Raw genomic sequence first — 22,422 nt, 5'->3', positions numbered from 1 at the left:
CGGCAACGGGGGCGGCGGCGGCAACGGTGGCGGCGGTCATGGCGGTGGCGGCGGTCACGGCGGCGGAGGCGGCCATGGCGGTGGCGGCGGTCATGGCGGTGGTGGCGGCCACGGCGGTGGTGGCGGCCACGGCGGTGGTGGCCATGGTGGCGGCGGCTTCGGGGGTGGCGGCTTCGGTGGCCTGGGCGTCGATGTCAACGTCGGCCCCAATGGGGTCGGGGTGGAGGTGAACGTGGGCGGCTCCGGCCCGTCCGGCGTGAACGTGGGCGTCGGCGGCATGCACGTCGGCGTCGGCAACTGAATCGGGAACCGATCTGCGAAGATCACCGACCTGCGCGCCCCCGGGAACCCCGGGGGGGCGCGACGTCTTTCCCGAGACCTCCACGGCAATGACGGAGATCACGTGATGACGACCACAGCCACGACGATGCGTGCCGCCCCGATCGCCGCGCTGCTTCTCGCAGCCTCCGCGGCCCCCGCTTTCGCCCAGGGTGGGCAGGACCTCTGCCGGCCCTACACCGAGACGGGCCTCTACCAGGATTGTCGCCTCTCGCAGGCGTCCGACGGGCAGCAGGAATGCGTCTGCCGGGAGTTCTACGGCAGCACGGGCAGCCTGCTGATGGACGACGCCTCCGAAGCGGGCACCCAGGCGGACACGCTCTACGACCAGTGAGCGATCGCGGCGGGGCTCAGCCGTCGATCGGCACCAGGCCCGGGTCGATCGTGCTCTCGCGCTCGAGCCAGGCGGGGACCGGCAGGCCCTTGCCGCGCAGGAACGCGGGGTCGAACAGCTTCGACTGGTAGCGCGTGCCGTAGTCGCACAGGATCGTCACGATCGTGTGGCCGGGCCCGAGGTGCTTCGCCATCCGCATCGCGCCGGCGATGTTGATGCCCGACGAGCCGCCGAGGACGAGGCCTTCGCGCTCGATCAGGTCGAACACGATCGGGATCGCCTCCTCGTCCGGGATCTGGAAGGCGACGTCCACCGGCGCGCCCTCCAGGTTGGCGGTGATGCGTCCCTGGCCGATGCCCTCGGTGATGGACGAGCCCGACGAGGCGAGCTCGCCGGTCGTGTAGTACGCGTAGAGCGCCGCCCCCATCGGATCGGCCAGCCCGATCGTCACCGTGCGGTCGCGCTCCTTGAGCGCCATCCCGACGCCCGCGAGCGTTCCGCCGCTGCCGACCGCGCAGACGAAGGCGTCGATCTCGCCGCCGGTCTGCTCCCAGATCTCTGGTCCCGTCGTGCGGTAGTGGCCCATGCGGTTGGCGACGTTGTCGAACTGGTTCGCCCAGATCGCCCCGTTCGGCTCCTCGCGCGCGAGCCGCTCCGCGAGACGCCCGGACACCTTCACGTAGTTGTTGGGATTCTTGTAGGGAACGGCGGGCACCTCGACGAGCTCGGCGCCGACGAGGCGCAGCATGTCCTTCTTCTCGCGGCTCTGCGTCTCGGGGATGACGATCACGGTGCGGTAGCCGAGCGCGTTGCCGACGAGCGCGAGGCCGATCCCGGTATTGCCGGCGGTGCCCTCCACGATCACGCCGCCGGGGCGCAGCAGCCCCTTCTCCTCCGCGTCGCGGATGATGGCGAGCGCCGCGCGATCCTTGACCGACTGGCCCGGGTTCATGAACTCGGCCTTGCCCAGGATCTCGCAGCCGGTCGCCTTCGACGGCCCCTCGAGCCGGATGAGCGGCGTGTTGCCGATGGCGTCGATGATGCCGGTCGCGATCATTCCGTCCTCGTCCCCATGGAGCGCGCGGGTGCGCGGCAACGGTGATAGCGCATTCCACGAGACGAGACGAGATACATTTCAAATCCCGGGAACGGGGGCGAATTGCGCGCGTCTCACGCCGTGGCGAGCACCCGCTCGGCTGGCAGCTCGAGCTTGTAGGACAGCCCCTCCGGCGCCCAGCTCGCCGTGACCCGCGCACCGAGGAAACGCTCGGGCATGCGCTGCGTCACGGTGGTGCCGAAACCGCTGTGCGTCGGCGGGGTCACCGGCGGCCCGCCCTCCTCTGTCCACTCGAGGACGACGGTCTCTTCCTCGTGCCGGCAGGCGACGCGCACGAAGCCGTTCTCGTCGCTCAGGGCACCATGCTTGGCGGCGTTGGTCGCGAGCTCGTGGACGATCATCGCGAGGACCTCGGCCGCGCGGCCCTCGAAGGCGAGGCCGCAGCCTGTGATCACGTTCGGCCGAATCCGCTCCCGGAAGGGCTCGAGCTCGCGGGCGACGATGTCGTCGACGTCGGACGCTCGCCAGCCCGCTTCCGCGAGGCGCGTCTGTGCGGCCTCCAGCGACGCGAGCCGGGCCTCGACGGCGCGCTTGTAGGGCGCGGCGCCGGGGTGGCTGCGGATCGAGAGGTTGAGAATCGTGCCCACCATGGCGAACAGGTTCTTGATGCGGTGGCGCATCTCTCCGATCGCGATGCGATCGCGCTCCTCGCGCTGCCGGTCGGCCTCGGCCCGCCGACGCTCGGTGATGTCGCCGACGACGCCCACGACATGCGCGTCCCCGCCGCGCCGCACCAGCCTGCCGCGCAGCGCGACGACACGCTCCGCGCCCCCGCCTGCGTGCCCGCGCACCCGCACCTCGGCATCGAGCGTGCCGCCCGCGGAGGCCTCCCGCAGCGCGTCGGCGAGATGGCGTGCGTCGTCCGGCACGAGCCGCGCCTGCACGTCGGCCCAGGCGACTGCGCCGTCCGCCGGAAGGTCTAGGGCCTCGCGTGCCCGCCGGTCGGCGGCGAGCCTCCACGAGGAGACCGCGATTTCGAAGGAGCCGAGCGCCCCCGCCTCGAGAGCGAGGGCGAGGCCGACGGCGTTCTCGTCGAGCGCGTCGGACCCGCGCCCCGCCGCCGGCGACTGCGGAGTCGTCTCGAGGCGCCTCACGAGGCAGGCCCGAGCGTTCGCGATCGGTCGGGCCTCGAGCCGGAAATCGCGGCGCGCGTCGCCCGCTCCCGCCGAATAGGCCTCGCTCGCGGTCGGCGCGCCCGCGTCGAGAGCGGCCTTGAGGCGCGCGACGAGGCCCGCGGCGCGGGGGTCGGCGAGGCAGGGCGCCCGCCACCACGCGGCGTTGGCAACGCTGATCGAGCCGTCCGCCTCCACGAGCGCCGCCGGCTCGTCGGCCGCGTCCAGCAGATCCTGTGCGCGCACGGTCATGACGGTCCGCCGAGCTCCGTCCGGTCCCGTGCGGAGTTTACCTGTCGCACATGGGACGGGAGGACATTCCGACTCCGGCCGCCGCGCTTGTCAACCGCGCGCGCTCCGCGGGTCAGCGGACGAGGCGCGCAGAACCCTCGCCGCTGCCGATACCTTCGAGCGCGGTCGTCAAGCTCGTCGACTCGTCGATGAGGACGTAGTCCCGCGCGGAGGAGGCGCAGGCCCGCGCGTACTTGGTGAAGTGGCGGTTGCCTTCGATCTGCAGCATGACGATGCGGATGCCGGCGTCCTTCATCCGCGTGCACAGATCGACGAGATGATTGAAGCCGTTCGGCGTCCCGTTGTTGTGCCCGTATCGCGCCTCGGTCGCGCCCGCCTCCGGCAGGAGCTCCCGGTCGTAGCCCGTGGTGTGGCCGTCGGTGAAGAAGAGGACGATCTTCGCACGCTCGCCGTAGGCGGCGGGGTAGGTCTCCAGGCCCCACTCGCCCTGCCAGCGCGGCGAGAGCAGCCGCCAGCCCCAGGCGAGGCCGATGTCGAACCGGCCGGTGCCTTCGTTCCGCAGCGCCTTGAGCGCCGTCTCCATGGCCGCCACGTCCCGCGTCGGGGCGAGCAGCGCATTTTCCGGGCAAGACGGAAGCGTGTCGCGATTGCCGCTGTCGTATCGCTTGCCGATGTGGTTCTCGGGCATGTTGTCGCGGATCGTCGCCAGGAACCCGCCCTCCGAGGGCGGCGCATCGTCGAGCGCCTCTGGGAAGGTGCGTGCGCCGCCGCCGAGGTCGACGCCCTCGACGCTCACCGGACGCGGCTCGACGCAGCCGTTCCAGCCGGGGTTGGGGAGCGCGCCCGTGAGCCAGTCGTGCCCACCGCCCGCGGGGTCGATCACGCTCGACAGGTTGACGCGATCGCCGGTGGGGACCAGCGAGACGAACAGATCCGCGTCGGACTCGATCCCGCGCAGCCGCTCCAGCGTATCGCCGAGCGTACCCGTGGCCGCGGCCCAGGAGTTGCCGAAGGCCATCGAGTTCGTGACGTCGAAGACGACGGCGATCTCGGTCGGGCGCCCAGCGATGTCGCGCACGGCTGCGGCGGTGACGTCCACGCCGCGCTCGCCTCCGAGGAAAGCGGAGAAGGCGCCCTCGCGCGCAGCGCTCACGTCGACCTCGTGGATGCCGTTCACCTCGGAATGATCGACGCCGGTGACACGGAAGCGGCCGTTCGCGCGCAGGTTCGCCAGCACGACCTCCTCGGCCAGCGCGTCGAGGTCGGCCCCACCGTCCCGCTCCGCGCTCGCCGTGGCGAGCGCCGCCGCGTCGGCCGCGCGCTGGAGCGCCGTGCGGTCCGCCCCGAGCTGAGAATAGTCGACCGCGATGCCCGCGATCCCGATGAGCGGCACGAGAGCGAGGCTGAGGGCCACCGCCACCACGCCGTCCCGATCGCCGATGAAGCGGTCGCAGCCGCGCACGAGGCCGTCCGAGCGAAAGAATCTGAGCATGTGAATGATCCGCTCCGGAAGTTCTGGATTGCGCGACCCTGCGGAACGGGGCTGAATAAAATCTGAAAACAATCCACGAGCGTCCCGCTTTGCTCATGCAAGCAACATCTAATGGCAAACTCCGGTACGCGTATGGTTAACCGACCCTTCTCGCGAACGCGTCGCCTGTGCTCACATTTGTTAGTCGTGAGAACCAATGGTTTACGGGTTTTGGGCAGCATGACGGTGCGACGTCGTCGGATCGGCGTCCTGGAGCGAGAGTGCTGCGGTGACCCACCATCGACACGCCTGCGAGCCCGATGCGCAACGAGACGCCATCGGCCGCCTGTTGCGCCTGGCGCGGACGCTGGCGCGCGCGGCAGGGGCGACCGTGCTCGACGGAGAGGGTGGCGTGATCGCCGCCGACGGGTCGCCGCCCGGCACGGACGCCCTGGAGATCGCATCGAGCGCGCCGGGCGGGGCCGTGCGCCTGTGCCTCGGCGGCGCCGACGCGGACGATCCCGCGCTGCGCGCGCAGCTCGCCGAGATCGTCGCGTGCATCGCCGCGATCGCGAGCGACGCCGACGCGGCGGCCCGCGAGCGCGCGCGCTTCGAGGCATGGCGCATTCGGCTGACGGCGGCGCTCGACTGCCTGCCGCATCCGTTCTGGCTCATGGACCGGGAAGGCCGCTACGAGCTGCAGAACCGCCTCGACCGGAACGCCTTCGGTGATCTCCTCGGCCGCTCGCCGCTGGAGACCGGGCTCGACCCGGCAATGGCGAACGAGTGGCAGGCCTGGCACCGCCAGACGCTGGCGGGCGAGACGGTGCGCTTCTCGATGGTGAAGGCCTGCGAGGACGGCGAGCGCGTCGCCTCCGAGACGACGATGGCGCCGATCGTCGTCGACGGCGTCGTCCAGGGCCTCGTGGGTATCTGCCTCGACCAGACCGATCGGATGGAGGCCGAGCGCGCGTTGCGCGAGAGCGAGCAGCGGCTGCGCGACTTCCTGGCGACGAGCTCGGACTGGCTCTGGGAGTCCGACGCCGAGCATCGCTTCACGATGGTGCGCGACGACGGCGGCAAGTCGGGCCTCGACATGCCCCGCATCATCGGCATGACGCGCTGGGAGCTGGCCGGGACGACCCCCGACGAAGACCCGTTCTGGCGGGCACACGAGGCCGATCTCGACGCCCGCCGCCCGATCCGGGAACTCGTCTACCACCGCACGCGCGCGGACGGACGGCCGGGCTACACGGAGGTGAACGGCGACCCGGTCTTCGACCACGACGGACGCTTCCTGGGCTATCGCGGCACCGCGCGGGAGGTGAGCGATCGCGAGAGCGCCCGCGAGCGCCTGAAGAGGTTGACGCTGGTCGCCGAGCTCACCAAGAACGCCGTGATTCTCGGCCGGCCCGACGGAACCATCGAATGGGTGAACCCCGCATTCGAGACGCTCACGGGCTACACGCTGCAAGAGGCGGTCGGTCAGCGTGTCGCATCGCTGCTCGAGTGCGAGGCCACGGACCCCGCCACGTCCGCTGCGATCGTCCAGGCCGTCACCGAGCGCCGCGGCGTCCGCGTGCAGATCCTCAATTGCGCGAAGTCGGGGCGGGTTTACTGGGTCGACGCGGACATCCAGCCGATCCTGGCCGACGACGGCCGGCTCGAAGGATTCATCGGGATCCAGGCGGACATCACCGAGGCGATCGCGAGCCGCCGCAGGCTGGAGAGCGTGATCGAGAACGTCGCCTGCGGCATCGTCATCCAGGACGAGAGCGGGGCGATCATCGACTGCAACAAGGAGGCCGAGATCCTGCTGGGCCTCGAGCGCGACGAGATGCTCGGCCGCACGTCGCTCGACCCGCGCTGGCGGGCCGTCCGAGAGGACGGCACCGACCTCCCGGGCTCGGAGCATCCGGCCGTGATCGCGCTCGCCGGGGGCTCCAGCGTCCGAGACGTCGTGATGGGCGTACAGCGTCCCGACGGCTCGCGCCTTTGGATCAAGGTCAACTCCCGGGTGCTGGATGCGCACGGGGAGCGAGGGCGCAGCGTCATTTCGAGCTTCGCCGACGTCACCCCCGAGCGCGAGCAGCGCGCGCGGCTGACGCAGGCGCACGAGGAGACGATGCGCGCGCTCGCCGAACTGGGCACCTACAAGGCCGCGCTCGACCAGCACTCCATCGTCGCCGTGACCGACCGGCGCGGGCGGATCACCTACGTCAACGACCTGTTCTGCGCGATCAGCGGCCATTCCCGCGACGAGCTGCTCGGTCGCACGCATCGCATCGTGAACTCGGGCACACACGAGACGCGCTTCTTCCGCGACCTCTGGCGCACGATCGCCGCCGGCCGCTCCTGGCGCGGCGAGATCTGCAATCGCTCGAAATCGGGGGGCCTCTACTGGGTCGACACGACGATCGTGCCGATGCGCGACGGCGAAGGCCGCATCGAGAGCTACGTCTCGATCCGCTACGACATCACCGAGCGCAAGCGCGCCGAGGCCGCGGCCACGGCGGCGATGGCGGAGCGGGCCGCCGCGGAGGGCCTGCTGCGCGACGTGCTCGACACGATCCCCGACGCGGTCGCAGCCTATGACGCGGACGACCGGCTCGTGCTCTTCAACCAGGCCTACAAGGACTTCTACGCGGCTTCGGCACCGGCGATCACGCTCGGCGCACGTTTCGAGGACATCCTGCGCTACGGCGTCGAGCACGGGCAATGGGTCGATGCGGGCGACACGCCGCAGGCGCGCGAAGCCTGGCTCGCCCGCCGTATCGAGATGCACCGCGAGCATCCGACGGACCGCGTCGTCCAGCACCTCGGCGACGGCCGCTGGCTGCAGGTCAGCGAGCGGCGCTCGGCGTCGGGGCACACCGTGGGGGTGCGCAGCGACATCACCAGCCTCAAGCAGGCGGAGGCCGCGATCAAGCGGCACGCGGAGCAGGATGCGCTGACCGGGCTCGCCAACCGGGCGGTCGTCACCCAGAGCCTGCGCGACGTCCTCGACGGACGGCGCGCGGCGGACGGGATGGGCGCCGTGGTCCTGCTCGACCTCGACCACTTCAAGGACATCAACGACACGCTGGGCCATGATGCCGGGGACACGCTCCTGCGGGAGGTCGCACGCCGGCTCTCCGGTGCGGTGCGCGCGACGGACGTCGTCGCCCGGCTCGGCGGCGACGAGTTCGCGCTCCTCCTGCCGGGGCTGCGGGACGCCGTCGACGCGCACCGCGTGGTCGCGGCGATCCACGACAGCCTGCGCGAGGAGATCGGCATCGCGGGGCGCCGCTTCCGGCCGAGCGCCTCGATCGGCGTGACGCTCTACCCGCTGGACGGAGAGACGCCCGCGGACCTGTTCAAGAACGCCGACATCGCCCTCTACCAGGCCAAGGCGAAGGGGCGCGGCACCTGGTGCTTCTTCGACCCCGCGCTGCGCAGCCGGCTCGAGCGACGCCAGGAGATCGCGCATGCGCTGCGCGAGGCGATCAACGCCTCGGCGCTCGAGATCGCCCTTCAGCCGCAGGCGCGCACGCGCGACGGCGTCCATACCGGCTTCGAGGCGCTGGCGCGCTGGCGGCGGGACGGCGAGATGGTCTCGCCGGCGGAATTCGTGCAGGTGGCCGAGGAGACGGGACTGATCCAGCCGCTGGGCCGTGCCGTGCTCGACAAGGCGCTCCGCGCCATGCGCATGCTGATGGATCGCGGGCTCGATCCCGGCCAGGTGGCGGTGAACGTCGCCGCCGCCCAGCTCAAGGACGAGGGCTTCGTCGCCGAGGTCGCCCGCATGCTCGCGCGCTGGAACCTGCCGCCCGCCCGGCTCGAGGTCGAGGTGACCGAGAACGTCCTCCTCGATCGCTCCAGCGACAAGGTCGCCGAGACCCTGCGCGGGCTCCACGCACTCGGCGTGACGATCGCGCTGGACGATTTCGGCACCGGCTACGCCTCCCTCGCCCACCTCAAGCGGTTCCCCGTGGACCGCCTGAAGATCGACCAGTCCTTCGTGCGCGACATCGGCACCGACCCGGAGGACGCCGCCATCGCCCGCACCATCGTCAACCTGGCGCACTCGCTGGGCATGGACGTGGTGGCGGAGGGCATCGAGACCCGCGCCCAGCTCGAGTTCCTGCGCCTGCACGGCTGCGACGTCGCGCAGGGCTGGTTCATCGGCAAGCCGATGATGGAGCTGGAGGCGGTGGCGCGCTACCTGGAGGCGCGTACGCTGGAGACGCCGACGGCGGCGCGGGCGTGAGTCCTCTGGGCGTGAGTCCTCTGGGCGCGAGACCTCGGGGAGACACGTCGCAACGCGCAGCCGGCGCGAACGACGGGACGCACCTCACCCCACCTGGATCTTCGGCTCGCGCTCCAGAACGCGTCCGAGCTGCTTCAAGCGGCCCAGCAGCCGCTCGCCGACGAGGTCGCCCATGTCCTCGGGCAGGTTGAGGACGATGCGCGGGCCCTTCGCGCCGCCGCGCGCGATCAACGCCGTCCGCGGCAGCACGCCTTCCATCGCCACGGACACGGGATAGGCCACGCGGAAGGCGCCGCCGAGGATGCGCGCGAGCGTGATCAACCGTGGCGTGGCCAGGCCCTTGAGCTGCGCGCTCGCCTTCTCCAGCGACAGGCCCTCGTGGCGGAAGTAGTTCGACAGCGCGAGGTAGGCGCGGCCGGCATGGTCGATGCCGACGAAGGCACCGTTGGCGATGATGTTGAGGCTCTGCTCGCCACGATAGTCGGGGTGCGCCCGCCAGCCGATGTCCGCCAGCAGGCAGGCTGCGTGGCGCAGGCGCCGCTCCTGCGGCGTCTCGTCGAGCTCCAGCGTCTCGAACAGCGTGTCGGTCCAGGAGACCAGCTCGACGCCGTGCCCGGGCGAGCGCGCGCGCAGCACGTTGAAGTCCGCCGCCGCCGTGATCAGCGGGTCGCGGGCCTTGAGGTCGTCGTCGAGCCGCTCGAACAGTATGCCCTCGCGCACGCCCAGCGCCGAGATGGCGATGCTCGCGGGACGCCCGAGCTTGATGATCTCCTCGAGCACGATCGCGCCGTAGGCGAGTAGCGGCCGGCGGGCGTCGGAGACGGCGTCGATCTCCTTGAGCGCGGCGGCGGGCGTGCGCTCCACCATCTCGAGGAAGGCGAGGCCGTCGGCGGGGTCGATGCGATAGTCGTGCATGACGCGCAAGGGATAGCCACGCTCGGCCATGTGCAGGCGCGCGAGGTTCCGCCAGGTGCCGCCGACGGCGTAGAACGTGCGTCCCTTGAGCCGGGCGAGCTGGGGCGCGCGGGGCAGCGCCTCGCGCACGAGGCGTCGCGCCTTCTTGGGGCTGTCGTCCGACAGGTCCTGCAGCGTCAGGCCTCCGAGCGGCAGCGTCACGCCCTGACCAGCCGAGAGCCCGGCCACGTCGACGAGCTCCAGCGAGCCGCCGCCCAGGTCACCGACGACGCCGTCCGCCTCGTGGAAGCCCGAGATCACGCCGAGCGACGACAGCTCGGCCTCACGGGCTCCCGAGAGCAGCTCGATCGGCCGCCCGACGATCTCCTCCGCGCGCTGGAGGAAGTCCGGCCCGTTCTGCGCGTCGCGCGCCGCAGCGGTCGCGAGGACCAGGATCTCGCCAACCCGGATCGTCTGGCACAGGAGCTTGAAGCGCGCGAGCGCCTTCAGCGCGCGCGCGACGGCCTCGTCCTCCAGCCGGCCCGTCGAGACGACGTGACGGCCGAGCCCGCACAGCACCTTCTCATTGTAGATCGGCATCGGCGCGCGGGTGAGGCCCTCGTAGACCACGAGACGAACCGAGTTCGAGCCGATGTCGATGATCGCGATCGGCCGCCCGACCTTGAGGCGGCCGGGCGCGAGGTCGCGCGGGATGTGCCTGTCGCTCGTCGTGTCCAACGATCTCGCCCCTGTCCACCCCCGTCGCACGACCGCGGCCGTGCGCGCTAGCCCTTCGAGCGCCTGCGCCGCGACAGCTCCCGCGGGCTCGACGTCTTCAGAGATTTCCCCCGACCCGAAAGGCTGGGGTTGGTCATGAAGAACTTGTGCGCGTTGAAAGGTTCCTCGTCCGGCTCCGGGACGATCCGCTCGCTCGACCCGTCCCGCAGGACCCGCCAGCTCTGCTGGTTGTCGAGCAGATTCGCAAGCATGATCTGATCGAGCACCTGCTGGTGCACGGTGGGGTTCGTGATCGGCAGGAGCGCCTCGACGCGCCTGTCGAGGTTGCGCTGCATCAGGTCCGCCGACGAGATGTAGACGTGCGCCTTCGCGTGCGGCAGCCCATGGCCGTTGCCGAAGGCGTAGATGCGCGAGTGCTCGAGGAAGCGCCCGACGATCGACTTGACGCGGATGGTCTCGGACAGCCCGGGGATGCCGGGCCTGAGGCAGCAGATGCCGCGCACCACGCAATCGACCTGCACGCCGGCGGCGGAGGCGTCGTAGAGCGCGTCGATGACCTGCGCGTCGACGAGGGCGTTGCACTTGAGCCAGATCGCGGCGGGCCGCCCGGCCTTCGCGTGGGAGATCTCCTCCTCGATGTGCTGGAGGAGCCGCTTCTTGGCCGTCACCGGAGAGACCGCCATGCGCTCGAGCTCGGCGGGCTCGGCGTAGCCGGTGATGTAGTTGAAGATGCGCGAGACGTCGCGGGCGATGACGGGGTCGGCGGTGAAGAACGACAGGTCGGTATAGATGCGCGCCGTGATCGGGTGGTAGTTGCCCGTGCCGACGTGGCAATAGGTGACGAGGTTGCCCCCCTCGCGCCGCACCACCATCGACAGCTTGGCGTGCGTCTTCAGCTCGATGAAGCCGAACACGACCTGCGCCGAGGCACGCTCGAGGTCGCGCGCCCAGCGGATGTTCGCCTCCTCGTCGAAGCGCGCCTTGAGCTCGACCAGCGCGGTCACGGACTTGCCCGCCTCCGCCGCCTCGGCGAGGGCCGCGACGATCGGCGATTGCGAGGACGTGCGGTACAGCGTCTGCTTGATCGCCACCACGTTCGGATCCCGCGCCGCCTGCTCCAGGAAGCCGACCACGGCATCGAAGCTCTCGTAGGGATGGTGGACGATGATGTCCTTCTCGCGGATCGCGGCGAAGGCGTCCCCGCCCTTCTCGCGGATGCGCTCGGGGAAGCGCGGCGTGTAGGGCTTGAACTTGAGCTCCGGCCGCTCGAGCCCGACGATCTGCGAGAGCTCGTTCAAGGCGAGCATGCCGTCGACCTGGAAGACCTCGTCGGGGGCGACATCGAGCTCGTCGGAGACGAACTGGGCGAGGTCGTCGGACATGGAGGCCTCGATCTCGAGGCGGATCACACTGCCGCGCCGGCGCTGCTTGAGCGCCGTCTCGAAGACCCGCACGAGATCCTCCGCCTCCTCCTCGATCTCGAGATCGCTGTCGCGGATCACGCGGAAGCAGCCCTGGCCGATGCGCTCGTAGCCCGGGAAGAGCCGCGAGGCGTGCATCTCGATCGCCTGCTCCAGCGCCACGAAGCGCAGGCCCGCCCCGCCGTCCGGCAGCCTGATGAATCGCTCGATCTTGAGCGGCAGGCGGATCAGGGCGTTGAGCAGCCGCCCGTCGCTGCGACGGCGCAGCTTCAGCGCGATCGACAGCCCGAGATTGGGGATGAACGGGAAGGGATGCGCCGGGTCGATGGCGAGCGGCGTCAGGATGGGGAAGACGTGGTGGAGGAAGTGATCCTCGAGCCAGGCGCGCTCCGGCTCGTCGAGGTCCCCCTCCCCCACGATGGCGATGCCCTCCTCCAGCAGCTCCGGGGCGAGCGCCTGCCAGCGGGCCTGCTGGTCGCTCGCGAGCGTCGAGACCGCCTGCGATATCCGCGCCAGCTGCTCGGAGGGCGTGAGCCCGTCCTGGCTCACCGCGGAGACGTTGGAGCGCACCTGGCCCTTGAGGCCCGCGACGCGCACCATGAAGAACTCGTCGAGATTGTTGGCCGAGATCGACAGGAAGCGCAGCCGCTCGAGCAGCGGATGATTCGGGTTCTGCGCCTCCTCGAGGACGCGGCGGTTGAACTGCAGCCACGAGAGCTCGCGGTTGACGAAGCGGTGGGGCGTGCCGCGCAGCTCCGCCCCTTCCGGCGCCTCGCCCTTCTGCACTGCCGGCGGGTTCTCCACCTCGGCGATCGCCTGCGCTTCCTCGCGAGTGATGTTGGCGCGCAAGTTCCTCTCCCTGTCGTCGCATCGGAGCCCGCACTTGGACGACATCGATGTGACGGGGCGATGATAGAGGCACGCGGCGCGCGCCGAAAGGCCCCAGACGGCTCCCGGGCCGCCTCAGCCGTCCTCGTGCTCGTCCTCGTCCTCGCCCTCCTCGCCCTCGCCCCGCCCGGTGGCGCGCAGCCACGCGGCCGCCATCGGCCGGGTGATGCGCCGCTTGGCCGAGAGCGCCTCGGCGTCGAGCGCGGCCACCGCCTCGCCCGCCGCGGCGAGCGAGCGCTCGAGGCGGACCGCGAGATAGTCCACGACGCGCGTGTCGACGACGAGCTGGCGGTCGAGGAAGAGCTTCACGAGCACGGCCTTGAACAGGCCGTCGTCGGGGGCGGCGAGCCGCGCCACCGGCGCGAGCCGCAGCCGCGAGAGGAGATCGCGGGTCGTGATGCCCCAGGCTTCCGGCGGGCTCGCCGCGGTGATCAGCACGGAGCCGCCACGCTCGCGCACGCGGTTGAGGAGATGGAACAGCGCCGGCTCGTCGAGCGGGCCGGCGTCGGCGTCCTCGACGAGGATTGCGCCGGCGGCGGCGAGCTGCGGCACGTCCTCCTCGCGCACGAGGCGCGCGGCAATGCGTACCGGGCCGGCGCGGGCGGCCCAGATCGCGCCGAGATGCGTCTTGCCGGAGCCGGGCGGCCCTTCGAGCCTCAGCACGGGGTCGCTCCAGCGCGGCCAGGCCTCGATCGCCGCGTAGGCCGCCTCGTTCGAGGGGCCGACGAGGAAGTCCTCCTCCGCATGGCTCGGCGTTCCGGCGAGGTCGAGGGGGAGCTGGCGCATGCGCCCGCCCGGCTCAGCCATCCCGGTCCTCCGCCGGGCGCTGCGGCCCGCGCCCGATCGCCGGATCGTAGAACGGGCTCTCGAGATAGCGGCCGAGCGCGAAGCGCGTGAGCACGCCCACCATCGCCGCGAGCGGCACGGCGAGCAGCAGGCCGACGAAGCCGAACAGCGACCCGAAGGCGAACAGGGCGAACATCAGCCAGACCGGGTGGATGCCCACCGCCCCGCCGAGCAGCTTCGGCGAGAGGAAGTTGCCCTCCACGAACTGGCCGAACAGGAAGATCGAGAGCGTCGCGACGATCCAGATCCAGTCCGGCCAGAACTGGACGATGGCCACGCCCACCGACAGGAGGAGCCCGGTGATCGAGCCGACGTAGGGGATGACCGAGAGCAGCCCGGCCACGAGCCCGATCAGCGCGCCGAAGTTCAGGCCGATCGCCATCAGCGCCAGCGCGTAGAAGCCACCGAGGATCAGGCAAAGGGTCGCCTGCCCGCGCACGAAGCGCGAGAGCACGGAGTCGATCTCGCCCGCGAGCCTGCGGATGGTGGCGCGGTTGCGCAGGGGCAGCCAGCCGTCGACCGTCGCCACCATCCGGTCCCAGTCGACGAGGAGGTAGAAGGCGATGATCGGGGTGAGCACGAGCAGCGAGAAGACCGAGATCACCGTCTGCCCGCTCGCCAGCAGCGTGCCGAGCACCGTTCCGAGATAGCCGGCGCCGCGGGAGACGATGTCGCCGATGTTGCGCTGGAGCTCCTCGCCCGAGATCTCCACGCCGAGATAGTCCAGCAGCGGCGCGCCGCGCTCGACGAGCAGGCTCTGCAGCCGCGCCACGTAGCCCGGGAGGGATTCGAGGAACGCCGTCGTCTCGCGCGCGACGAGCGGCAGGATCAGCACGAGCACGAGCACGAGCACGAGCACGAAGGCGAGGAGGATGAGCAGCGTCGCCGCGAGCCGCCCCAGCCCGAGCCGCTCCAGCCGATCCGCCACCGGATCGAGCAGGTACGCGAGCGCCAGCGCCGCCACGAACGGCAGCAGGATGTCGGAGAACAGCCACAGGAAGAACGCCGTGGCGACGAACGCGGCGAGCCAGAACCCGGCCTGCTTCTGGATGGTCATCGATCACGCCCCGAGCCGCGCGCCGGCGGTTGCGGCCGGCGACGCCCGCACAGGGCTACGCCGAGGCGCCTCGGGAGGCAAGACGGCGCGCCGCGGGACACGCGCGCGACGCGCATATGACCTAACGTCAAGGTGGAGAAAGCCCTTGCAACACATCTTTTGGTTACTTACAAGATCCACAGCAATCTCGAAGCGGAGCGACGACCGGCCATGGACTCGACGACCTCGCACGCCCAGACCCGCCACGCCCCTCCCCCACCCGCCCCGTCCGCCGCCGACGACCTCGAGCAGCGCGCCTGCCGCTCGCTCGCCTGGTACCTCGGCGTCGACGAGGACCGCATCGTCACCCGGGCGAACAGCCGCAAGTACGCGCCGCAATCCGGCGACCGCGCCGAGCGCTCGCGGCTCGCCGAGATCTTCGGCCTGATGCGCCGGCTCAACGAGGCGGCGATCGGCGACCCGACGATCGGCGCGGCCGCGCACGATCCCGTCGGCCTGCGCGACCTCCTCTCGATGGCGGCGCTCGAGGTCGCGCACGCGGCCGGCGGTCAGCGCTATCATTGGGTCGAGCTCGGGCCCGAGCCGACGAAGACCTGCCACATGCTCGAGCGGCTCGCGCAGCTCGGCGTCGCTCCGGCGAGCTACACCGCCGTCGACATCAACCCGGAATCCGCCGAGACGATGCGCGCCAGCGTCTCGCGCATCCTGCCGGACGCGCTGGTGCGGCCGCTGACGGTCGACTACGACACGATCGGCGCCGCCGACCTCGCGCTCGACGAGGCGCCGATGGTGATCACCCATCTCGGCTTCCAGGAGGGCAACGACACACCGTCGAACACGCGCGCGCGGCTGATGCGGCTCACCCGGCCGGGCGACCTCGTCCTCTCGGAGATGCAGGTCGTCGCGGACGGCGCGCTCGGCGGCATCGGCGCCTTCTACGCGCTCCCCGAGATGCGGCGCTTCTCGGAGCTGACGGCGCGCTCGGTGACGCAGGCCGCGCTCGCGGACTACGCGCATTTCGTCGTGCCTGTGGATCTCGCCGAGTCGCCCCCCGTGCTGGCGGCGGTGTGCGCTCACGCCGTCGATCGCGACGCGGGCGAGAGCGACGTGCCGCGGCCTGCCTGGGTCCTGACGAACGTGTGCATCAAGCTCTCCGACCGGCAGTTCCGCCGCATCCGCGAGGAGGGCGGGCACTTCGAGGTGCTCTGGCAAGGCCTCACCGGCGACCGTACGATCGCGATCCAGCTGTCACGCCGGCTGTGAGCGGGACGAACGGGCGGCGGAGAGACGCCGAGGGAGACGCCAGGAGAGACGCGAAGCGGGGCGACGGGTCGCTGTCGCCCCTCGCGCTCGTTCCCGCCGGCATCGCCATCGTCGGCGCGACCTACGGCCTCGCGCGCTACACCTACGGCCTGTTCGTGCCGCAGATCGGCGCGGCCTTCGCGCTCGACGCCTTCGCGCTCGGGCTGATCGCCAGCGGCTCCTACGCCGCCTACCTCCTCGCCACGCTGTTCGGCTCGACCGTCTCGGCGACGCGCGGGCCCCGCCTGCCGGTCGTGCTCGGCGGGCTCGCGGCGGCGGGAGGGATGGCGCTGATCGGCCTCTCGCCGAACGTCTGGGTGCTGGCGGCGGGCGTCGTGCTCGCGGGCGCGAGCCCGGGGCTCGCCTATCCGCCGATGTCGGACGCGGTGATGCGCCTCGTCGCCGAGCGCCGGCAGAACCGCACCTACGCCTGGATCAACTCGGGCACGAGCTTCGGCGTCATGCTCTCGGGTCCCGTGGCGATGCTGGCGGGGGCGCAGTGGCGCACGGCCTGGCTCGTTTTCGCCGCGCTGGCGCTCGCCGCGACGATCTGGAACGCGCTCCTCCTGCCCGGGCGCGCACGCGGGAAGCGGGCGGCGGCCGCCGACGCGGCGCCGCCTCCGCGGCTGACGCGCGCCTTCCTGATGCGCCGGGACGCGCGTCCCCTCTTCGCCGGCGCCCTCGCCTTCGGCCTCGTGACCTCCGTGTTCTGGACCTTCGCGGTCGAGCTCGTGGTGGCGCAGGGCGGGCTGGCGCCGGACGCCGGGCGCGCGTTCTGGATCCTGATCGGGATCGCGGGCGTCGCCGGCGGCCTCGCGGGCGACCTCGTGCGCCGCTTCGGCCTGACCGCCGTGCTCGCGGGCGGGACTGCGGTCATCGCGCTCGTCACCGCCGGCCTCGCCGCCGCACCGGGCAGCGCCCCGATCGTGCTCGCCGGCGGGGCGCTCTACGGGGCGGCCTTCATCCTGGTGACGGGGCTCTACGGGATCTGGAGCGTCAACGTCTTCAACGACCGGCCGTCGGCGGGCTTCGGGGCGACTTTCTTCCTGATCTCGGCGGGCCAGCTCGTCGGCCCGGCGCTCGCGGGCGCCGTCGCGGACGAGGTCGGCCTGCCGGCCGCCTTCTACGCCGCGGCCGCGCTCGGCCTCGCCGTGGCGCTGCTGCGCCCGACGCGCGACGTGCGCGCCATGGCGCGCAACGCGGCGGGCGAGCCGCTGCCGCCTCTGGATTGACGTAGCCCGCGTTCGCTTGCAGAGGTCGCCGAGCGCGGCAGTCGGGGGTTTACACATCCCAGAGACCGCAGCAGTACCGCACAGCGACTTGGGATTAGTGATGTCGGCGTTTCTACCAGGCTTCTTGGTCGGCCTCGGCCTCATCCTCGCGATCGGCGCGCAGAATGCCTTCGTGCTGAGACAGGGGTTGCGCAGGCAGCACGTCTGGGCTGTCACGCTCACCTGCGGTGCGTCCGACGCCGTCCTGATCGCGGCGGGCGTCGCCGGCTTCGGGGCGCTCGCCGAAGCGGCCCCGTGGTTCGCGCCGGTGCTCACCATCGCGGGCGCCGCGTTCCTCGCCTGGTACGGGGTGCGCAGCCTGATGCGCGCCTTCGGCAGCGACGAGGCGCTCGTGCCCGCCGAGGGAGCCGGGCAGGACAGCCTCGGGCGTACCCTCACGGTGTGCCTCGCCCTCACCTGGCTGAACCCCCACGTCTACCTCGACACCCTGGTGCTGATCGGCTCGGTCTCGACGCAGTACGCCGACCGCTTCGCCTTCGCGGCGGGCGCGATCACCGCGTCCTTCACCTTCTTCCTCACGCTCGGCCACGGCGCGCGGCTCCTGCGCCCGATCTTCGCCAAGCCGAGCGCCTGGCGCCGCCTCGAGCTGGGGATCGGCGTCCTCATGCTGTTCCTCGCCCTGAAGCTCGTCGTCTTCGCCTGACGACGCCGTGGCGCCGGTACCGGAGACCGGATAGGATCGGGCGCACCGCGTGCTCGAGGCGGACGGCTCGAACCCGATCGAACCCCGCGGAGACGCATCGGACATGACCGACATCACCATCGAGATCGCGCCGGTGGTGAGCGGGATCGTCCCGCGGGTCGCCGTCGCGGCGTTCCAGGCGCACGGGGTCGACGCGCTGGATGCGGGCACCTCGTCGGCGGAGCTCGAAGCCGCCTGCGCGGCGCTGCGCGCCGCAGACATCGACGTCGGCGCGATCGCCCGCGAGCCGCCGTTCGCGAGCTGGCGGGCGGCCTACGCCGCGGCGGGCATGCAGCCATCCAAGTTCCGCGCGAGCGTCGAGGCGCTCGCGCGGCGTGCGCTGTCGGGCACCGTTCCAAGCACCGGGACGCCGCTCGTCGACGCCTACAACGCGGTCTCGATCCGCATGCTCGCGCCACTCGGCGCGTACGATGCCGACAGGCTACCGGCGCCGGCGATCGTCCTGCGCCGGGCGCGGGCGGGCGACGCGTTCTCTCCCGTAGGCGGCGACGCCGGCAAGTTCCCGCTCACAGGCGAGCCGGTCGTCTACGCGAGCGGCTCGGAGGTGCTCTGCTACGGCTTCAATCATCGCGACAGCGCGGTGACCGCGCTGTCGGCCGGCACCCGCACGGCGTTCCTCGTCGGCGAGGCGGTGGACGACGACCAGCGCGGGCGCCTCGCTCGCGCCATGGAGGCTCTGCACCGGCTCCTCGCGTCGGCCGGCGCACGCGTGGGGCCGATCGCGACGGCGGACGCCGCCGCGCCGCGAGCGACGGTGGCGGCGCCCCCGGCGGCCTGAGGCGCCGGGCTCAGCCGGAGCGGCCGTGGACGTGATACGGCGGCGCCGTGGTCTCCACGCAGGTGAAGGCCTCGAGGATGCGATAGGTGTGCTCGGCGTCGGCCGGCACGAGCCAGCTGTCGCCGGGCTCGAGCGTCACCGTCTGGCCCTCGAGCTCCAGCTCGGCACGACCGGCGATGCAGAAGCCCAGCACCTCGTACGCGTGCTTGTGGGTCGGCTTGTCCTGCCGCGGCGCTTCCTCGCGCCACATGCGCATCGCCATGCGCTTGCCGCTGGCGAGATGGACGAGGCCGTCGTCCCCGGTCGGCGAGCTCGCGCTCGCGACCTTCTTGACGGTGGTGTCGGTCATCGGATCACTCCGTTGATGCTTCGGTGCCCAACGGTCCCCGGAGACCGGTGTTCCTCGACCCCGAAATCGCCCGCGGAGCGAATTGCCTCAAGCGGCGGCCGTCTCGATGATCCGCGGAAGCGCCTTCTCGCGCTCGTCGAAGACGTGGCAGAGCGCGCCGTCGAAGCCGAGCGTCACCGTGTCGCCCTCGCTCTGCGGCGCGTCGCCCGGGATCTTCGCCGTGACGAGCGAGCCGTCCGCGAGGCGCACGTGCAGCAGGTAGGCCTCGCCGAGCTGCTCGATCACGTCGATCTTGCCGGAGACCTGCGATTCCGCGGGCTCGAGCACGATGTGCTCGGGGCGGATCCCGAGCGTCACCTTCTGGCCGGGCTGGACACGCGAGCCGTCGACCTTCGCCACCGCGCGCCCGCCGCCGGGCAGGCCCATGGTGATCGTGCCTCCCGTGGCGCTGTCCACGGTCGTCTCGATGAAGTTCATCCGCGGCGAGCCGATGAAGCCAGCGACGAAGAGGTTCTGGGGGTTGTGGTAGAGCTCGAGCGGGTGGCCGACCTGCTCGACGTTGCCGGCGTTGAGCACGACGATCTTGTCGGCGAGCGTCATCGCCTCGACCTGGTCGTGCGTCACGTAGATCATCGTCACGCCCATGTCCTTGTGGAGCTTGGCGATCTCGATGCGCATCTGGACGCGCAGCGCAGCGTCGAGGTTCGACAGCGGCTCGTCGAACAGGAAGACCTTCGGCTCGCGCACGATGGCGCGGCCGATGGCGACGCGCTGGCGCTGGCCGCCGGAGAGGTTCTTCGGCAGCCGGTCGAGCAGCGGCGTCAGCTCCAGGATGTCGGCGGCCTTGAGCACCGCGTCCTTGATCTCCTGCTTCGACGACTTCGCGAGCTCGAGGCCGAAGGCCATGTTCTCGTAGACCGTCATATGCGGGTAGAGCGCGTAGGACTGGAACACCATCGAGATCCCGCGCTCCTTGGGCGAGAGCGCGTTCACCCGCCGCCCGCCGATCTCGAGATCGCCGTCGCTGATGTCCTCGAGCCCGGCGACGAGGCGAAGCAGCGTCGACTTCCCGCAGCCGGACGGGCCGACGAAGACGACGAACTCGCCGTCGCGGATGTCGAGGTCCACGGCGTGGATGATCTCGACGTTGCCGAAGCGCTTGGTGACCTTCTTGAGAACGACCTCCGCCATCGCCTCGTCTCCTCTTTCGCGGGCGCTCGGGCACGCCCGTCTCGGTTCTCTACGCTACGCTCACGCGAGTGCTGCGCGAAAGCGGGGGTGAAGCGGCGCGCGGGGACCGGCCCCGCGCGCGGGTCGCGGGCCGGCTCAGCCCTTCACCGCGCCCGCGGTGAGGCCCGACACGATGCGCCGCTGGAAGATCAGCACGAGCACGACGACGGGCACCGTCACCGTGACGGACGCCGCCATGATGTTGCCCCACGGCAGCTCGAACTGCGTGGCGCCGGTCAAGAGCGCGATCGCGACCGGGACCGTGCGCTGCTCGGTCGAGAGCGTGAAGGTGAGCGCGAACAGGAACTCGTTCCAGGCGACGATGAAGGCGAGGAGCCCCGTCGTCACCATCGCCGGCCACATCAAGGGCAGGAAGATCCGGCGCACCACCGTCCAGGGCGAGGCGCCGTCGACGAAGGCCGCCTCCTCGAGCTCCTTGGGCAGCTCGCGCATGAAGGTGGTCAGCACCCACACGGTGAAGGGCAGCGTCAGGATCATGTTGGAGAGGATGAGGCTCCACAGGCTGTTGTAGATGCCGAAGGCGCGCACGAGCTCGAACATGCCGGACAGCACCGCCACCTGCGGGAACATCGACACCGACAGGATGGTGAAGAGCAGGAGCCCCCGCCCGCGGAAGCTGACCCGCCCGAGCGCGTAGGCCGCGGTGACGCCCAGGAACAGCGAGAGCGCCACCACCGACACCGCGACGACCACGGAATTGAGGATGTTGCGCCCGAAGGGCTGGCCGGTGAATACCGAGACATAGTTCGAGATGCTCACCGAATCCGGCCATACGGCCGCGGAGAACAGCGCCTGCCCCGAGCGCAGGCTCGAGATCACCGCGTAGTAGAACGGGAAGATCGCGAAGATCACGATCGCCACGATGAGGAGCCAGAAACCGGCTCTCGCGAGCATGGAGTGTCTCATCGCGGATCCTCCCCGAGACGCACGCGCCCGACCATCAGCGTGACGATCACGAGGAGCGCGATGATGAGGAACAGGAGCGTCGAGGCGGCGGAGCCGTAGCCCACCTGCTGGAAGTCGACGAGCTGCTGGCGCGCGTAGACGGACATCGATGCCGTGTCGCGCGAGTTCGAGGTGAGCACGTAGATCAGGTCGAAGATGCGCAGCGCGTCGAGCGCACGGAAGATGATCGCCACCATCAGCGCCGGGCGGATGAGCGGCAGCGTCACCTTGAAGAAGACCTTGACGGGGTTGATGCCGTCGACGCGGGCCGCCTCGTAGCAGTCCGACGGGAGCATCTGCAGGGCGGCGAGGATGAGGAGCGCCATGAACGGCGTCGTCTTCCAGACGTCGACCATGACGACGGCCCACAGCGCGGTGTCGGGCGAGGCGGTCCAGGCGACGGGCTCGGAGATGATCCAGAACGTCATCAGGATCTCGTTGAGCACGCCGAACTGGTCGTGCAGCATCCAGCCCCACATCTGCGCCGAGACGATGGTGGGTATCGCCCACGGGATCAGGATCGCCGCGCGCAGCATGCCCCGGCCGGGGAAGGAGGCGTTCAGGGTGAGCGCCACGATCATGCCGAGCACGAGCTCGAGGCCGACCGAGACCACCGTGAACCAGATCGTGTTGTAGACCGCGCGCCACCAGTCCGGATCGGCGATGACGCCGTACCACTCGCCCTCATAATACTCGAGGAAGTTGGCGAAGCCGATGAACTCGTAGTCCGAGAGGGACGACAGCCGCGCGTCCGTGAAGCTGAAGAAGATCGTTCGGATCAGCGGCCAGCCGGCGACGAGCGCGAGCACGATCAGCATCGGCGTGAGGAAGAGCCAGGCCGAGCGCACGCGGGCGCGGGTCAGCTCCGAGGATTTGGCGGGCATCGCCATGGTGACGGCCTTTCCGTGTCTCCCCGTCGCGCGGCGGCGGCGTGCCGAGCCCGGCGCGAGGACGCGAGATCACAGGTGCGGGGGGCGGGCGCCCCCCCCCGGGGGGGGGGGGCCGGGCGGCGCGCGCGGGATGGGGGCCCCGGGGGGGGCGGGGGGGGGGGACCCCCCCCCCCCGGGCTTCGGCGGGGGCGGGG

Annotated in this window: 18 protein-coding genes; 6 read left to right on the top strand and 12 right to left on the bottom strand. The window is 71.1% G+C overall.

All coding sequences use genetic code 11. The features are described 5' to 3' along the window. A partial coding sequence (locus ACTZWW_RS20005) for a hypothetical protein (RefSeq protein ID WP_444782731.1) occupies positions 1-403 on the bottom strand: 403 nt, incomplete at its 3' end. 3 nt (positions 404-406) lie between these two features. Here ACTZWW_RS20005 and ACTZWW_RS20000 point away from each other — a divergent pair. After that, positions 407-673 (top strand): hypothetical protein, encoded by a 267-nt coding sequence (locus ACTZWW_RS20000; RefSeq protein WP_444782730.1) that lies wholly within the window; start codon positions 407-409, stop codon positions 671-673. A gap of 16 nt (positions 674-689) precedes the next feature. Here ACTZWW_RS20000 and ACTZWW_RS19995 read toward each other — a convergent pair whose 3' ends face one another. From ACTZWW_RS19995 to ACTZWW_RS19985, 3 genes are all read right to left on the bottom strand, one after another. Then, positions 690-1,730, bottom strand: coding sequence for a cysteine synthase A (locus tag ACTZWW_RS19995; protein ID WP_444782729.1), 1,041 nt, complete (start codon positions 1,728-1,730; stop codon positions 690-692). 113 nt (positions 1,731-1,843) lie between these two features. Continuing rightward, entirely contained in the window at positions 1,844-3,154 is a 1,311-nt protein-coding gene (locus ACTZWW_RS19990) for an HWE histidine kinase domain-containing protein (RefSeq protein ID WP_444782728.1), read from the bottom strand. A gap of 112 nt (positions 3,155-3,266) precedes the next feature. Continuing rightward, positions 3,267-4,646, bottom strand: a complete 1,380-nt coding sequence (locus ACTZWW_RS19985; RefSeq protein ID WP_444782727.1) for a pilus assembly protein TadG-related protein — start codon at positions 4,644-4,646, stop codon at positions 3,267-3,269. Positions 4,647-4,914: 268 nt separating this feature from the next. Here ACTZWW_RS19985 and ACTZWW_RS19980 point away from each other — a divergent pair, with 268 nt between their 5' ends. Next, positions 4,915-8,874 carry a sensor domain-containing protein gene (locus tag ACTZWW_RS19980; RefSeq protein ID WP_444782726.1) on the top strand — a complete coding sequence of 1,320 codons (3,960 nt, stop codon included), beginning with the start codon at positions 4,915-4,917 and terminating at the stop codon, positions 8,872-8,874. 84 nt (positions 8,875-8,958) lie between these two features. Here the strand turns inward: ACTZWW_RS19980 and ppx are convergent, their stop codons facing one another. The 4 genes from ppx to ACTZWW_RS19960 form a co-directional block, all read right to left on the bottom strand. Continuing rightward, complete coding sequence (ppx, locus tag ACTZWW_RS19975; RefSeq protein ID WP_444782725.1) at positions 8,959-10,506, bottom strand: exopolyphosphatase; 1,548 nt, start codon at positions 10,504-10,506, stop codon at positions 8,959-8,961. 47 nt (positions 10,507-10,553) lie between these two features. Then, positions 10,554-12,821, bottom strand: coding sequence for an RNA degradosome polyphosphate kinase (locus ACTZWW_RS19970; RefSeq protein WP_444782724.1), 2,268 nt, complete (start codon positions 12,819-12,821; stop codon positions 10,554-10,556). 69 nt (positions 12,822-12,890) lie between these two features. Then, positions 12,891-13,622, bottom strand: coding sequence for an HdaA/DnaA family protein (locus tag ACTZWW_RS19965; protein ID WP_444782723.1), 732 nt, complete (start codon positions 13,620-13,622; stop codon positions 12,891-12,893). After that, complete coding sequence (locus tag ACTZWW_RS19960) at positions 13,615-14,718, bottom strand: AI-2E family transporter (RefSeq protein WP_444782722.1); 1,104 nt, start codon at positions 14,716-14,718, stop codon at positions 13,615-13,617. Before ACTZWW_RS19960 ends, ACTZWW_RS19965 begins: the two co-directional genes overlap by 8 nt. 210 nt (positions 14,719-14,928) lie before the next feature. Between ACTZWW_RS19960 and ACTZWW_RS19955 the strand changes: the two genes are divergently transcribed. From ACTZWW_RS19955 to ACTZWW_RS19940, 4 genes are all read left to right on the top strand, one after another. Continuing rightward, complete coding sequence (locus ACTZWW_RS19955) at positions 14,929-15,981, top strand: L-histidine N(alpha)-methyltransferase (protein ID WP_444782721.1); 1,053 nt, start codon at positions 14,929-14,931, stop codon at positions 15,979-15,981. After that, positions 15,978-17,252 (top strand): MFS transporter, encoded by a 1,275-nt coding sequence (locus tag ACTZWW_RS19950; RefSeq protein ID WP_444782720.1) that lies wholly within the window; start codon positions 15,978-15,980, stop codon positions 17,250-17,252. The genes ACTZWW_RS19955 and ACTZWW_RS19950 overlap by 4 nt, the downstream gene beginning before the upstream one ends. Before the next feature lie 100 nt (positions 17,253-17,352). Further along, on the top strand, positions 17,353-17,955 hold the full coding sequence (locus ACTZWW_RS19945) for a LysE/ArgO family amino acid transporter (protein WP_444782719.1): 603 nt from the start codon (positions 17,353-17,355) through the stop codon (positions 17,953-17,955). Positions 17,956-18,058: 103 nt separating this feature from the next. Further along, entirely contained in the window at positions 18,059-18,793 is a 735-nt protein-coding gene (locus ACTZWW_RS19940) for a B3/B4 domain-containing protein (protein WP_444782718.1), read from the top strand. A gap of 10 nt (positions 18,794-18,803) precedes the next feature. Here ACTZWW_RS19940 and ACTZWW_RS19935 read toward each other — a convergent pair whose 3' ends face one another. From ACTZWW_RS19935 to ACTZWW_RS19920, 4 genes are all read right to left on the bottom strand, one after another. Further along, the gene (locus ACTZWW_RS19935; RefSeq protein ID WP_444782717.1) at positions 18,804-19,142 is read right to left on the bottom strand and encodes a cupin domain-containing protein; all 339 of its coding nucleotides are present in this window, start codon (positions 19,140-19,142) and stop codon (positions 18,804-18,806) included. Positions 19,143-19,229: 87 nt separating this feature from the next. Further along, positions 19,230-20,333 (bottom strand): ABC transporter ATP-binding protein, encoded by a 1,104-nt coding sequence (locus tag ACTZWW_RS19930; RefSeq protein WP_444782716.1) that lies wholly within the window; start codon positions 20,331-20,333, stop codon positions 19,230-19,232. A 135-nt stretch (positions 20,334-20,468) separates the two neighbouring features. Continuing rightward, positions 20,469-21,287 (bottom strand): carbohydrate ABC transporter permease, encoded by an 819-nt coding sequence (locus ACTZWW_RS19925; RefSeq protein ID WP_444782715.1) that lies wholly within the window; start codon positions 21,285-21,287, stop codon positions 20,469-20,471. An 8-nt stretch (positions 21,288-21,295) separates the two neighbouring features. Beyond that, positions 21,296-22,228 (bottom strand): carbohydrate ABC transporter permease, encoded by a 933-nt coding sequence (locus ACTZWW_RS19920; RefSeq protein WP_444782714.1) that lies wholly within the window; start codon positions 22,226-22,228, stop codon positions 21,296-21,298. Positions 22,229-22,422 lie beyond the last annotated feature (194 nt).

This window comes from Salinarimonas sp. NSM (genome assembly GCF_052380005.1).
Classification (GTDB): domain Bacteria; phylum Pseudomonadota; class Alphaproteobacteria; order Rhizobiales; family Beijerinckiaceae; genus Salinarimonas.
Note: the sequence above shows the minus strand (reverse complement) of the source record. Positions and strands in the feature narration are given on the sequence as shown.

What these genes read in the sequence shown, in the direction of transcription:
- ACTZWW_RS20000 (WP_444782730.1), top strand. Translation starts at nt 407, where the DNA reads ATGACGACCACAGCCACGACGATGCGTGCCGCCCCGATCGCCGCGCTG.
- ACTZWW_RS19995 (WP_444782729.1), bottom strand. Translation starts at nt 1,730, where the DNA reads ATGATCGCGACCGGCATCATCGACGCCATCGGCAACACGCCGCTCATC.
- ACTZWW_RS19990 (WP_444782728.1), bottom strand. Translation starts at nt 3,154, where the DNA reads ATGACCGTGCGCGCACAGGATCTGCTGGACGCGGCCGACGAGCCGGCG.
- ACTZWW_RS19985 (WP_444782727.1), bottom strand. Translation starts at nt 4,646, where the DNA reads ATGCTCAGATTCTTTCGCTCGGACGGCCTCGTGCGCGGCTGCGACCGC.
- ACTZWW_RS19970 (WP_444782724.1), bottom strand. Translation starts at nt 12,821, where the DNA reads ATGTCGTCCAAGTGCGGGCTCCGATGCGACGACAGGGAGAGGAACTTG.
- ACTZWW_RS19965 (WP_444782723.1), bottom strand. Translation starts at nt 13,622, where the DNA reads ATGGCTGAGCCGGGCGGGCGCATGCGCCAGCTCCCCCTCGACCTCGCC.
- ACTZWW_RS19960 (WP_444782722.1), bottom strand. Translation starts at nt 14,718, where the DNA reads ATGACCATCCAGAAGCAGGCCGGGTTCTGGCTCGCCGCGTTCGTCGCC.
- ACTZWW_RS19955 (WP_444782721.1), top strand. Translation starts at nt 14,929, where the DNA reads ATGGACTCGACGACCTCGCACGCCCAGACCCGCCACGCCCCTCCCCCA.
- ACTZWW_RS19945 (WP_444782719.1), top strand. Translation starts at nt 17,353, where the DNA reads ATGTCGGCGTTTCTACCAGGCTTCTTGGTCGGCCTCGGCCTCATCCTC.
- ACTZWW_RS19940 (WP_444782718.1), top strand. Translation starts at nt 18,059, where the DNA reads ATGACCGACATCACCATCGAGATCGCGCCGGTGGTGAGCGGGATCGTC.
- ACTZWW_RS19935 (WP_444782717.1), bottom strand. Translation starts at nt 19,142, where the DNA reads ATGACCGACACCACCGTCAAGAAGGTCGCGAGCGCGAGCTCGCCGACC.
- ACTZWW_RS19930 (WP_444782716.1), bottom strand. Translation starts at nt 20,333, where the DNA reads ATGGCGGAGGTCGTTCTCAAGAAGGTCACCAAGCGCTTCGGCAACGTC.
- ACTZWW_RS19925 (WP_444782715.1), bottom strand. Translation starts at nt 21,287, where the DNA reads ATGCTCGCGAGAGCCGGTTTCTGGCTCCTCATCGTGGCGATCGTGATC.
- ACTZWW_RS19920 (WP_444782714.1), bottom strand. Translation starts at nt 22,228, where the DNA reads ATGGCGATGCCCGCCAAATCCTCGGAGCTGACCCGCGCCCGCGTGCGC.